Annotated in this window: 11 protein-coding genes; 7 read left to right on the top strand and 4 right to left on the bottom strand. The window is 60.4% G+C overall.

Annotation, left to right across the window (positions count from 1 at the left end; genetic code table 11):
- Nucleotides 1-84: 84 nt before the first annotated feature.
- Nucleotides 85-945, top strand: coding sequence for a VOC family protein (locus tag PL597_RS10475; protein ID WP_271365110.1), 861 nt, complete (start codon nt 85-87; stop codon nt 943-945).
- Nucleotides 946-1,029: 84 nt separating this feature from the next.
- Entirely contained in the window at nt 1,030-2,190 is a 1,161-nt protein-coding gene (locus PL597_RS10470) for an AI-2E family transporter (protein WP_077982713.1), read from the top strand.
- 17 nt (nt 2,191-2,207) lie between these two features.
- On the opposite strand, the gene PL597_RS10465 is transcribed toward PL597_RS10470, so the two are convergent.
- The 4 genes from PL597_RS10465 to PL597_RS10450 form a co-directional block, all read right to left on the bottom strand.
- Nucleotides 2,208-3,299, bottom strand: a complete 1,092-nt coding sequence (locus tag PL597_RS10465; RefSeq protein ID WP_165691181.1) for a bifunctional transcriptional activator/DNA repair enzyme AdaA — start codon at nt 3,297-3,299, stop codon at nt 2,208-2,210.
- A gap of 270 nt (nt 3,300-3,569) precedes the next feature.
- Nucleotides 3,570-4,295 carry a polysaccharide deacetylase family protein gene (locus PL597_RS10460; RefSeq protein WP_269825854.1) on the bottom strand — a complete coding sequence of 242 codons (726 nt, stop codon included), beginning with the start codon at nt 4,293-4,295 and terminating at the stop codon, nt 3,570-3,572.
- A 51-nt stretch (nt 4,296-4,346) separates the two neighbouring features.
- Nucleotides 4,347-5,255, bottom strand: coding sequence for a dihydrodipicolinate synthase family protein (locus tag PL597_RS10455; protein ID WP_271365109.1), 909 nt, complete (start codon nt 5,253-5,255; stop codon nt 4,347-4,349).
- 105 nt (nt 5,256-5,360) lie between these two features.
- A complete protein-coding gene (locus PL597_RS10450) occupies nt 5,361-5,762 on the bottom strand; it encodes a DUF930 domain-containing protein (protein WP_077982716.1) in 402 nt (133 codons plus the stop codon).
- 223 nt (nt 5,763-5,985) lie between these two features.
- Here PL597_RS10450 and PL597_RS10445 point away from each other — a divergent pair, with 223 nt between their 5' ends.
- The 5 genes from PL597_RS10445 (at nt 5,986) to PL597_RS10425 (ending at nt 12,429) form a co-directional block, all read left to right on the top strand.
- The gene (locus tag PL597_RS10445) at nt 5,986-8,085 is read left to right on the top strand and encodes a S9 family peptidase (protein WP_271365108.1); all 2,100 of its coding nucleotides are present in this window, start codon (nt 5,986-5,988) and stop codon (nt 8,083-8,085) included.
- A gap of 494 nt (nt 8,086-8,579) precedes the next feature.
- The gene (locus PL597_RS10440) at nt 8,580-9,590 is read left to right on the top strand and encodes an ABC transporter substrate-binding protein (RefSeq protein ID WP_173988386.1); all 1,011 of its coding nucleotides are present in this window, start codon (nt 8,580-8,582) and stop codon (nt 9,588-9,590) included.
- Between the two features lie 243 nt (nt 9,591-9,833).
- On the top strand, nt 9,834-10,742 hold the full coding sequence (locus PL597_RS10435) for an ABC transporter permease (protein ID WP_077982719.1): 909 nt from the start codon (nt 9,834-9,836) through the stop codon (nt 10,740-10,742).
- Complete coding sequence (locus PL597_RS10430) at nt 10,735-11,853, top strand: quaternary amine ABC transporter ATP-binding protein (protein WP_137409947.1); 1,119 nt, start codon at nt 10,735-10,737, stop codon at nt 11,851-11,853. The genes PL597_RS10435 and PL597_RS10430 overlap by 8 nt, the downstream gene beginning before the upstream one ends.
- A gap of 288 nt (nt 11,854-12,141) precedes the next feature.
- The gene (locus PL597_RS10425; protein WP_077982721.1) at nt 12,142-12,429 is read left to right on the top strand and encodes a hypothetical protein; all 288 of its coding nucleotides are present in this window, start codon (nt 12,142-12,144) and stop codon (nt 12,427-12,429) included.
- Nucleotides 12,430-12,438: the final 9 nt, after the last annotated feature.

Genomic DNA, 12,438 nt, shown 5'->3' with positions numbered 1-12,438 from the left:
GACAAACGCCGCAAAGCGGCGTCGGCCGATAATTTCGGCGACCGATCCGCCCCAGGGCGCTTCGGATTCAATATGGAGATCATGATGAGTGAAATCAAACAATTCGCCCTGACGCGGCCGGCCTATGTCGGCCAGGCGCATCTCGTCGTTCACGATCTGCCGCGCGTTTCGGATTTTTACCGGAAGATCATCGGTCTTTCCGTTCTTGAAAACAACCCGAGCGGCGAAGTGCTGGGTGTCGGCGGCCAGCCGCTTCTCACACTTTCCACCTCCGGCACGGCGCAACGCGCGCCGCGCAACGCCGCGGGCCTGTTCCACACCGCCTTCCTGATGCCGAGCCGGAACGATCTGGCCCATTGGCTGGCGCATGCCGCCCATAACAATGTCCAGTTTCAGGGCGCGTCCGACCATCTGGTCAGCGAGGCGATCTATCTTGCCGACCCGGAAGGCAACGGCATAGAAGTCTACCGCGACCGTTCGCCGGACGAATGGACCTACCAGCAGGACGGCACGGTGGAAATGGCCACCCTCGGCCTCAACCTTCAGGCGCTTTACGACAGCGCGCCGAAGACGGCCTTTACCGGTGCGGCGGCAGGAACAGCCATCGGCCATATCCATCTGCAGGTGGGCAATATTCCGCAGGCGGATGAATTTTATCAGGATGTGCTGGGGCTGAAGATCATGGCGCGTTATCCCGGCGCGAGCTTCTTCGGGTCGGGCGCCTATCACCACCACGTCGCCGCCAATATCTGGAACAGCCGGGGTGCGGCCGCCCGCAAGGACAATATGACCGGTCTTTCCGGCTATTCGCTGACCTTTAACGAGCCGGCTGCGCTTGGGACGGCGATTGCCGCGCTCGACCGGCTGGAAATCGCCACAGAGCGGCAAAGCGACGGCATTGCGCTGAAGGATCCGTGGGGCATCGGGCTGAAGCTTTCCGCATAAACACAACAGGGGCGGCAGAAATTTGTGCCGCCCCGGAACCGCCGGATTTGTCGGACGTTAGCCACCTTATTGGGGGATAGTTCGATGAATGAGAACGCCAAGCCGGATCTCGCCGACACTGCGGCCTTGCTGCTGGACAAGGCCGATCCACTTGCGACACCGGCTTCGGTTTCGCAGCGCGATGACGCGCGCAGCCAGCAACCGCTCGGACGAGAGGCGCTTGATGTCTTCGTTGCCTGGTCGATCATCGGCATTTTCCTGATCGTGTCCATGGCGGTCATCCATGAATTGTCGATGATCCTGATGCCTGTTGTGATGGCGGTTGTCGTCGGTATGATCCTCGGCGTCTCGGCCGAGAAACTGGCCTCCTACGGCATCCCGGGCGCAGGCGTCGCCATCATCCTGTCCACACTCGTCGCCGCCGTCATTTTCTTCGTGGTCAATTCGCTGGTGGACCCGGTCTCCCAACTGGCATCGGAGGGCCCAGCCCTGATCGAGCGGACCATTGATCGCTTCTTGCCCTATTTCGAAAATATGAGGTGGCTGAATATTTCTGCGGCCACCTTCAGCATGGGCTCCATGTCCATGGAATCGCTGCTGTCGCGTAGCGGCGAAATCATCTCGTTGCTTGGCGCGAACGTGACGCCCGCGATCGTGCAGGGGCTGATCTTCCTTGCGGCGCTCCTGATGTTTCTCTACAGCCGCCTGCGGCTGCGCAAGGCCCTCATCATGGCCTTCCCGGCGCGCCATCAGCGACTTAGAACCATCCGCATCATCGGCTCGGTGGAAAAAGTGCTCGGCACCTATTTTGCCACGGCGAGCCTGATCTACGCCGCGCTTGGCGTCACCATGATCGTGATCGCTTATCTCGGAGGCCTCTCCATGCCGCTATTGTGGGGTCTTTTTGCCTTCCTTTCGAGCTTCGTGCCGTTTCTCGGCATTACCCTCATGACCATATCGCTCACCGTCGCCGGCATCATCACCCATGACAACATGGTCCTCGCGCTGCTGCCGGCGGGCGCCTTCTTCACCATTCACCTGTTGATGGAGAACCTCGCCTTCCCGGCTGTCGTCGGCCGTAACATGGAAATCAATCCCTTCCTCGTTTTCGTGATGATCATCTTCTGGACGTGGATGTGGGGGGCGGCCGGCGCGATGCTCGCCCTGCCGCTATCGTTGATCGCCATGACGGTGACACGCGAACTCTTCCCCACCCGCCGGGTGGTGCCGAACCTGCCCGACTAGCCTCTTCTTCGGCGCCATCAGGAGGCGAGCGGAACTTTTTGCACGCCGCGGAGCGTCTGCGCCATGCGGCGCTCGTGCTCGATCAGCCATTTCTTGCGCCACAGCCCGCCGCCATAGCCAGTCAGGCTGCCATCGGCGCCCAGCACACGGTGGCACGGCACAACAATGGCGATCTGGTTCGCGCCATTGGCACGCGCGACCGCACGTACGGCGGATGACCTGTCCATGGCGGTTGCGAGCGAGGAATAGCTGACGATCTCGCCCGCCGGGATTTCCCGCAGGTTGCGCCAGACATCGCGCTCGAAGGGTGTGCCATGGCCGGCAAGACGCGTTTTGAAGGCAGCCGAATGACCGGCGAAATAGGCCTTGAGTTCCGCTTCGATCTGGCCGGTCACGGCCGTTCGGCCAAGCACCATATCCGCGCCGGTGCGCGTCTTCAGCCGCTTCAATTCAGCGGCGAGCGCCGGCCGGTCGGCAAATTCGAGGAGATGCAGGGCGTGATCGTCAGCGACGGCGAGCATCGGGCCGATCGGCGTATCGATCCAGTCGCCCTTCAAGAACCCCTTGCCCTTCATCGCGACGGGCGAAGAGCCGAAGAACTGGTTGATGGCGGCGCGGAAGCCGCTGCCGGATTCATAACCGGCGTCGATCTGGGCGCCTATCACCGCTTCGCCGGAAGCGAGGCTCTCCGCCGCACCGCCCACCCGCCGCAATCTGGCGATTTCCAGAAAGCTCATGCCGAAACGGCGCTTGAAGGTGCGGCGCACGGTGGAAGGATCATGGCCGAGCGCCACCACATCCTCCTCGCGCCAGCGCCGCGCCGGGTCGCTTTCCAGCGCCGTCAGCAGCGACGTCACGGTTTCGTCGGCGGAGCCATAGGACAGCATCGGCTTGCAGCGCTTGCAGGGACGGAAACCCGCCTCCAGACATTCGGCGATGGTCTCGCGGAACCGGCAGTTTTCGATCTTCGGCTTTCGCGCCGTGCAGGTGAAGCGGCAGAAAATCTTCGTCGACGTCACACACACATAGGCCACGCCCTCATAGGCGGGGTCCTTGTTCACAAGGGCGGAATAGAGCGTTTCGGTATCGGGGCGTTTGAACAGCATCATGGGGAGGATGCTAGCGCAATTTTTTGACCCGCGCCGCCGAAAAACAGGCATGGATGTGGAAGGATGTATCTTCATCCTTCAGCCCTGACGACGGCTGCTTTCAGTGAGGTGAGCCGGTGCGGCATATTTCTTCCCCCCGCCGGGGAGAAGGTGGCGCGCAGCGCCGGATGAGGGGGCGACGGTGGAAAAATGCGGGGAGCTTGCCCCCTCATCTGCCCTTCGGGCATCTTCTCCCCGGCGGGGAGAAGAAACGGGCGGCGACCTTGCGGATCAATTCACCGGCGGCGCGAAGGACGGGTCGTCCAGCCGTGAAAAAATCACGCCCCGCGCCTTCAGCGCCAGAAGCCCTTTCACCACGCCCTCGCCCGCCTCATGGGTGGGCTGGTTGATGTGGGAGATGATGACATCGCCATCTTTTGCCGAAGCGATGTGTTTCGCCGTCATGGCTGCACCCAGCAGCGAGCCGCCATCGCCATTGATGGAATAACCGGCCACCCGCATGCCCAGCCGGTTGATGGTGGCCATGGAGGAGCTGGTATATTTGGCCGTCGCACCGCGGAACCATTGCGGCTGGAGGCCGGTGGCGGCGACGATGGCCTGACGGCCGCCCTCCACCTCCTGCTCGACCGCCGCTTCGGAGCCGGCGGCGGCGATGCCGTAGATGGAAACCGGCTTGTCCACTGCCGGCACATGATTCTCGCCGTGATTTTCAATCTCGAACAAATCCGGATGCGCCATGAGCACGGCCAGCGCCTCGCCATTATGCTTCAGCCAGCGGGCGGTGACGAAGATCGTCGCGGGAATGCGCTCCCTCACCAGCGTATCGAGGATGCGGTGGTCGGTCTTGCCCATGCAGGCGTCCAGCGTCATCGCCACCCGCACCTTGCCGTCATGCTGCGGCGACATTTTCAGCAACGGCTCGACAAGGCCGGTTCCCGCAAAGGCGACGGATGAGGCGGAGAAAAACAGGGTGGCGATGAAGAGGCGACGCAGCATTTTGTGTTCCGGAGTGTGAAGAGCTGGCAATCCGCCCGCAAAGCGCCCGAATTAAGGCGCGGTTTCCAGCGCAGACAGCGCCTCCAGCGCCTCTTCCACCCGCTGGCGTTCGGCGCTGGTGAGCGGCAAGATCGGCCGGGGCGGTTCGCTCACCGTCAGCGTCAGCATGTTGGCGGCGGCGTAAACCACGCGAATGCTGCCGAATTCCTTAAACAGCGTCCAGAGCGGCTGGAAGGCCACTTCGATCCGCTTGACCTCTTCCGCATTGCCGGCCTGAGCCGCCCGCATCAGCCGCAGGGCTGGAACCGGCAGCAGGCCGGCGACCACGCTGTACCAGGCGTCGCCGCCGGCAAGCGTGGCGTCAGCGCAGCCCCAGTCACCGCTGTAACCGATGGCGAAATCTTGCCCCAGCTTCGGGCGCAGCCGCGCAAGCTCGCCTGCATAATCGGAATCGGCCGGCAGCGGCATCTTGATGGCACGGATATTGGGGATATAGGCAAGCCGCACCAGAAGCTCGTCGCTGAAGGTGAAGCGCGTGGTCGTCGGGTTGTTGTAGATGGCGAGCGGCAGCGCCGTCGCACCCGCCACGGCAGCGAAATGGTGATAGGCCTCTTCCTGCGTCAGCGGCGTGTAGGACACGGGCGCCAGCAGCAACGCATCGGCGCCGGCGGCTTCCGCATCCTTTGCCAGCGCCACGGCGTCATCGGTGCGCAAGGCGCCGACGCCTGCCATCAATATGCGCTTGCCCTTGAGGATGGCGGCGGCCGCTTCGATGGCACGGCGCCTCTCCTCACGCGTGAGATACATATAGATGCCGGTGCTGCCGAGAATACCGACGGAATCGACCGCCGCCGCATCCAGCCGCTCGATCAGGGCGCAGAAGGCCTCGACATCGACCCGCCCGGCCTCATCGGCGGGCGTGATCGGAAAAGCAGAAAGCCCCTTGAATCGTCTCGCCATGTCCATGTCCCTCACTTCGATCGGAAGTCAGGGTTACAGAGCCGGCCGCACGGCCGCAACAAAAGCGGCGGTTAAAGGCTGACCTGAAATCGAAAAATTCCGTGCTCAGTCATAAAGATACAACTTCTTCCACTGCTGTTCGGGAATTTTGTCGCCCACACGGTAGTCGAAGGACTGGATGCTGAGACTGTCGCTCTTGAGCTGGCACTTATATTTCAGCTTGTACCATTCGCCCGCACTCCTGAAGACTGCGCCGGGCGCCTTGATGGAGTTCTTGCCCACTTCCGGATCGCCGAAAGTATAGGCGATGACCTTGTCGGGTTTCATGCCCTTCTGCTCCGTTGCGATGCGCTCCATCGCCTCGATATCGCAGCGCTGTTCCAGCCGCTCCTCGGGGGCCAGCGCGTTCAACTGCCGCATGACGCTGGCATCGATCGCAAAAGCGGGGGTGAAGGTCTGCAAGCCAAGGAAAAAGGCAGAAAGGGCAGCGGGAAGAAGCTTTCGCATGGGGTCCTGTCAGTTTTTTCGTTTGTTCTTGTGGTGGGCGGCAGGCCGGGCAGCCTGCATCCATCATCGCTGATTTGCCGGATATTGCCAAAATGTGATCGAAAGCTGACAAAATTGTGCCCGAGCCGCATTCCGCCTGTGGAGATTTGAAACTTGATCGGCCGCAAGGCCCGCTCTACATCTTGGTGCCGCCCAAGATTTTTTACAGGAAAGCGAGTTTCCCTTGCCGATTTTCAAGAACCTGCCCGCCGCCCCGACCGCCGAAAAAAGGCCCGTTCAGGATACGCATCACGGCATTACCCGCACCGACGATTACGCCTGGTTCCGGGCCGATAACTGGCAGGCCATGTTCAAGGACACATCCATTCTCGACCCCGCCATCCGCGCCCATCTGGAAGCGGAAAACGCCTATATGGAAGCAGCGATGGGCGACACCAAGGCGCTTCAGGAAAAGCTGTTTAACGAAATGAAGGGCCGCATCAAGCAGGACGATTCCTCCGTTCCGGTCAATGACGGTCCTTACGCCTATGGCACCCTGTTCGTGACCGGCGGCGAGCAGCCACATTATTTCCGCACCCCGCGCGGCGGCGGCGAAAAACATGTGCTGCTGAACGGCGACAAGGAAGCGGAGGGCAAGGATTATTTCCGTCTTGCCGGTCTCGACCAGTCTTCCGATCATAGCCACGGCATCTGGGGTTACGATGACAAGGGCTCGGAATATTTCACCCTGCGCATCCGCAACCTCGAGACCGGCGAGGACCTTGCCGACGTCGTCGAAAATACCGGCGGCGGCGGGGCATGGGCGCCCGACGGCAAGAGCTTCTTTTATACGCTGCAGGACGAGAACCACCGCCCCTCCAAGGTCTTCCACCATATCATCGGCGAGCCGCAATCGGCCGACCGGCTGGTCTATGAGGAAAAGGATCCCGGCTTCTTCATGGGTGTCGGCGCATCCGTGCTCGACGATTTCATCTTCATCGACATTCACGACCATGAGACCAGCGAATATCGCATTCTCTCCACGAAAGACCTGACCGCCGAGCCTGCTGTCGTGGCGGAGCGCGAAGAGGGCGTCGAATATTCGATGTGCGAAGGCGGCGATGTGTTCTTCATCCTCACCAATGACGGCGACGCCAAGGATTTCCGCATCGTGGAAGCGCCCGTCACCGCACCCGGCAAGGAAAACTGGAAAGAAGTCGTGCCCCACGAGCCGGGCCGCCTCATCCTCTCCGTCGACGCCTATGCCCGCCACCTGATCTGGCTGGAACGCCGCGACGGCCTGCCACGCATCGTCATCCGCGATCGCCGCACCGGCGAGGAACATTCCATCGCCTTTGCCGAGGAGGCCTATTCTCTCGGCCTGCATGGCGCGGCGGAATATGACACCGATGTCATCCGCTTCTCCTATTCCTCGATGACGACGCCGAGCCAGTTGTTCGACTACGACATGGTGACCCGCGAGCGCACGCTGCTGAAGACGCAGGAAGTGCCTTCCGGCCACAATCCGGACGATTACATCACCCGCCGTATCATGGCGCCTGCCCATGACGGCGAACTGGTGCCGGTGTCCCTGCTCTATCGCAAGAATGTGGCGCTTAACGGTTCCGCCCCCTGCCTGCTCTACGGATACGGCGCTTACGGCATCACCATCCCCGCCTCCTTTTCCACCACCACGCTGTCGCTCGCCGACCGTGGTTTCATCTATGCCATCGCCCATATTCGCGGCGGCAAGGACAAGGGTTTCGAATGGTACGAAACCGGCAAGATGGAAGCCAAACAGAACACCTTCAAAGATTTCATCGCCGCTGCCGATCATCTCGTTCAGGAAGGTTTCACCTCCTATCAGGGCATCGTCGCCGAAGGCGGTTCGGCCGGCGGCATGCTGATGGGGGCGGTCGCCAATATGGCGCCGGAAAAATTCGCCGGCATCATCGCCGCCGTTCCCTTCGTGGACGTGCTGACCACCATGCTCGATGACACTTTGCCGCTGACACCGCCGGAATGGCCGGAATGGGGCAACCCACTGGAATCGGCGGAGGAATATGGCTGGATCGCCGCCTACAGCCCCTATGACAATGTGGGTGCTAAGCCCTACCCGCCAATTCTCGCGCTTTCCGGTCTCACCGATCCGCGCGTGACCTATTGGGAACCGACCAAATGGGTGGCGAAGCTGCGCGAAAAGACGATAGGGGAAGCGCCCATCCTGCTAAAGACCAACATGGCGGCAGGCCATGGCGGCAAGTCCGGGCGTTTCCAGCGGCTGGAGGAAATCGCCTTCGAATATGCCTTTGCGCTGAAGGTGGCCGGCGAGGACGCTGTTTGACATCTGACCGTGGTCGGGCGGCGACAGGGCCGCCGCCCGCACCGAAACAGCATAAAAATACCTTCACAAACCCTCTTTCCGAATATTTTTTCCACAAAATCGCGACTTTATTTTCTCCTTGAATTCCGACTTGATTCCACCGGGATTTTTATTTCGCCATACTGAAATATGTAATATATTTCTAAAAAATTAGAATATATTCCATGTATTACACCAAATAAAAAACGCTCCAAAAATCGAACGCATGGCTGCGATGCGCCATTTTGCGTTGCAATATCACTTTTTGGCCGTATTATGCCGACCGTTGACATATTCATGCGCATTTTCGCCGTTGTTCTTGCGGCAATTCCGCAGCGTGTTCTGCGGTTATTCTTCTTGCCGTCAATTTTCGGCTTTTTCACGCGCTATGTCAGTTCGCCCTTGGCAATCCGGGCTTTGCAGTGCTCCCGCTTTGCCAACTGAAAACACTGCATCAGACTTGGGGGTCTTACACCATGAAGAAACTCCTAGCCTCGACCATTCTCGTAACGGGCTTTACCATCGCTGCCGGTGCAGCACATTCCGCCAATGCCGCCGAAGAGTGCGGCAGCGTCACCATCGCCGAAATGAACTGGGCATCCGCCGGCGTCGCGGCTTATGTCGACAAGTTCATCATGGAAAACGGCTATGACTGCACGGTCAATGTCGTCAGCGGCGACACCATGCCGACCTTCGCTTCAATGAACGAAAAGGGCCAGCCGGACATGGCGCCCGAATTGTGGGTCAATGCCGTGCGCGAGCCGCTTAATGCCGCCGTCAAGGAAGGCCGGCTGATCGAAGCCTCGAAAATTCTCACCGATGGCGGTATCGAAGGCTGGTGGATCCCGAAATTCATCGCCGACGAACACCCCGACATCAAGACCGTCGAGGATGCTCTGAAACATCCCGAACTGTTCCCGGCGCCTGAAGACGCCAGCAAGGGCGCCGTGCATAATTGCCCCTCCGGCTGGAACTGCCAGGTGACGACCGCCAATCTCTACAAGGCGCGCGAAGGCGACAAGAAGGGCTTCACGCTGGTCGACACCGGTTCGGCCGCTGGCCTTGACGGCTCCATTGCCAATGCGTTTGAAAAGAAGCAGGGCTGGCTCGGCTATTACTGGTCGCCCACCGCCATTCTCGGCAAATACGAAATGGTGAAGCTGGACGATGGCGTCGAACTAGACCGCGCCCATTTCGACGAATGCACGGCGAAGGTCGACTGCGCCGACCCCAAGGTCAACGCCTATCCGGTGGCCGATGTCTATACCGTCATCACCAAGGACTTCGAAAGCAAGGCCGGCGTGACTCTGGACTACATCAAGGCCCGCAGCTGGGACAACAAGACGGTGGCCGAAATCCTCGCCTGGATGGATGAGAACCAGGGCACCAACGAGGACGGCGCGGAATATTTCCTCGAGAACCATGAGGACATCTGGACAAAGTGGGTGCCGGCCGAGGTGGTCGAGAAGATCAAGGCTTCGATGTGATTGCTGGCGGGGTTGGCGCAAGCCGCTTACCCCCCTCTGCCCTGCCGGGCATCTCCCCCTCAAGGGGGGAGATCGGCTGGGCGCGCTTTCACCGCTTCATCCTCAACCATCGAGATGGGCGAGACCTTGCCGCAGATCGATCTCCCCCCTTGAGGGGGAGATGTCCGGCAGGACAGAGGGGGGTGCCCGCGCACTCCAACCTCCACCACCCATCCCCCAAAACCCATAGGGAAAACAACAATAATGGCCCTCTGCAATTACTTGCCGGACATGCTCTGCAAGTTCCCCGCCATCGACAATTCAACCATGCGTGTGGCACGCAAGACCATCGATGACGGCTTTCGCGATCTCGTGCGCAATTACGGCGATGCAATCGACGTCGTCGTGCATCCGCTGCAACTCTTCCTCAATTCCTCGGAGCGGCTGTTTATTCAGACGCCGTGGATCATCACCATGCTGGTCATTCTTGCCATTGTGCATTTCGCCGGTCGCAGCATCAAGATCACCGCCGGTACCGCGGCGTCGCTGCTGATGATCGGCGCAGTGGGCCTCTGGCGCGACGCGATGACAACGCTGTCCATCGTCGCCATCGCCACCCTGATCGCCATCGTCATCGGCCTGCCGCTCGGCATCCTGATGGGACGCTCGGAACGCCTTCAGCGCCTCATCAACCCCGTGCTGGACGTGATGCAGACCATGCCGAGCTTCGTTTATCTCATCCCCGTGGTGGTGATATTCGGCATCGGCAAGGTTCCGGGCCTGATCGCAGTGGTGATCTACGCCATTCCGCCCGTCATCCGCCTGACCAGCCTCGGCATTCGCCTGGTGGACCGGGAAGTGCTGGAAGCGGCGGACGCCTTCGGCTCCTCCAACCGCCAGAAGCTGTTCAATGTGCAGCTGCCGCTGGCGTTGCCCACCATCATGACCGGCATCAACCAGACTATCATGATGGCGCTCGCCATGGTCGTCGTCGCCTCCATGGTCGGTGTCGGCGGGCTCGGCAAGAACGTGCTGCAGGCCATCAACAACCAGTTCTTCACGGTAGGTTTCCTGAACGGTTTCGCTCTGGTCGCCATCGCCATCATGTTCGACCGGGCGAGCCAGGCTTTCGGCAAACGCCTGCAGAAATACCGCGAGGTCTCCCATGGCTAAAAGCATCGAAATCCGCAACCTTTACAAGATCTTCGGCAAGCATCCCGAGAAATATCTCGAAGCGGTACGAAGAGGCATGGACAAGGTCGAGCTGAACGACAAACACAACCACGTACTCGGTCTCAACAACATCAACATCACCATGCCGGGCGGCAAGATCACCGTCGTCATGGGGCTTTCCGGTTCCGGCAAGTCGACGCTGATCCGCCACATCAACCGGCTGATCGACCCGACCGCCGGTGAGGTTCTCTACGACGGCGAAGACATTTGCGGCATGAGCACGTCGGCGCTCAGGAAATTCCGCCGCCACAAGACGGCGATGGTGTTCCAGAAATTCGGCCTGCTGCCGCATCGCACAGTGCTGGAAAACAGCGTTTACGGCCTGGACATCCAGGGCATGCCGCGCAAGGAGAGCGAAGAGAAAGGCCGTTACTGGCTCAATCGTGTCGGCCTTGACGGCTACGAGGATTATTATCCGAACCAGCTTTCCGGTGGCATGCAACAGCGTGTCGGCCTTGCCCGCGCGCTTGCCAATGACGCCGATATTCTCCTGATGGACGAAGCCTATTCGGCGCTCGATCCGCTGATCCGCGTCGATATGCAGACGATGCTGCTCGATCTGCAACAGGAGTTGAAGAAGACCGTGGTGTTCATCACCCACGATCTGGACGAGGCTCTGCGGCTCGGCGACCACATTGCCATCCTGAAAGACGGCGAAGTGGTGCAGCAGGGCGACGGCCAGAGCATCATCCTTTCACCGGCCGATGGTTACGTCTCCGACTTCGTTCGCGACGTCAATCGCAGCCGCGTGCTGCAGGCGACGACGGTGATGGAGCCGCTGGACAGCAAGCCGGAAGGCATGTCCGTGCCTGAGAACGCGACGCTGGAAACCATTGCCCGCGACATGTCGGAGGCCAATGAAACCCAGGCCCATGTGGTGGATGAGGACGGCAAGCCGGTCGGCAGCATCGGTCTCGACACGCTGGTGGCCGCCATGGTGACGCCTGCGCAGCAGGAGACGGTGGCGACGGTTGAGGTGGAGGTGAAGGCGACGGATAAACCGGAGAAGGTACCGGAGCCCGTTGCTCCGGTGCAGAAGGAAACGGTGTGATCCGCTTGATCCTGTCTATAAAGTTCTAAAACTCTCCACGTCATCCTCGCCCTTGAGGCGAGGATGACGTGGAGTGTGAGGCAGGCCTTTCGGCACCCATGTGATCCTGCCTCGTCTCGTATATAAACGGCTGCTGCATCCTCGCACGCCCCGCCCCCTCCATGCAAAAACGAAGCACTACTTCGCCGGCTGTCAACCCTCGGCGATCGCTGCAACGCAGCAAGCGCAAGCTTCGGACAAGTTGCCGCCGTTAACCATTCGTTAACTTTTGAACGCGGAATCATCGACATGCAGATCGAAAGCAATATTGGCGGATATAATTATCAGGGTCGCATCCGCGACATCGAAAAAGCTGGCAGCGCGCAAAGTGCGCCGGAAGAGCAGGCCGTGAAGCGCGGCCCCGGCAACCCCACCGTTTCCAGCACCATTCTTTCCCAGTCGCTGGCCAATGTTCTGTGGGCCGTGGGCAATGGCAGCGCGCCCGCTTATCAGGAGACGGTCGCGGCCTCCGCCGAAGACACGGCGGAAGCCCAAGCTGAATGGGTGCGCAGCGCCTATTCGGAATATACCGAATAGGCGATTCCA

Source organism: Agrobacterium sp. ST15.13.013 (assembly GCF_027956525.1).
GTDB lineage: Bacteria > Pseudomonadota > Alphaproteobacteria > Rhizobiales > Rhizobiaceae > Agrobacterium > Agrobacterium salinitolerans.
The sequence above is the reverse complement of the archived record's forward strand: the minus strand, read 5'-3'. Positions and strand labels throughout refer to the sequence as shown.

Coding starts and splice junctions, on each gene's coding strand:
- PL597_RS10425 (WP_077982721.1), top strand. CDS start 12,142: ATGCAGATCGAAAGCAATATTGGCGGATATAATTATCAGGGTCGCATC.
- PL597_RS10470 (WP_077982713.1), top strand. CDS start 1,030: ATGAATGAGAACGCCAAGCCGGATCTCGCCGACACTGCGGCCTTGCTG.
- PL597_RS10450 (WP_077982716.1), bottom strand. CDS start 5,762: ATGCGAAAGCTTCTTCCCGCTGCCCTTTCTGCCTTTTTCCTTGGCTTG.
- PL597_RS10430 (WP_137409947.1), top strand. CDS start 10,735: ATGGCTAAAAGCATCGAAATCCGCAACCTTTACAAGATCTTCGGCAAG.
- PL597_RS10465 (WP_165691181.1), bottom strand. CDS start 3,299: ATGATGCTGTTCAAACGCCCCGATACCGAAACGCTCTATTCCGCCCTT.
- PL597_RS10460 (WP_269825854.1), bottom strand. CDS start 4,295: ATGCTGCGTCGCCTCTTCATCGCCACCCTGTTTTTCTCCGCCTCATCC.
- PL597_RS10435 (WP_077982719.1), top strand. CDS start 9,834: ATGGCCCTCTGCAATTACTTGCCGGACATGCTCTGCAAGTTCCCCGCC.
- PL597_RS10440 (WP_173988386.1), top strand. CDS start 8,580: ATGAAGAAACTCCTAGCCTCGACCATTCTCGTAACGGGCTTTACCATC.
- PL597_RS10455 (WP_271365109.1), bottom strand. CDS start 5,255: ATGGCGAGACGATTCAAGGGGCTTTCTGCTTTTCCGATCACGCCCGCC.
- PL597_RS10475 (WP_271365110.1), top strand. CDS start 85: ATGAGTGAAATCAAACAATTCGCCCTGACGCGGCCGGCCTATGTCGGC.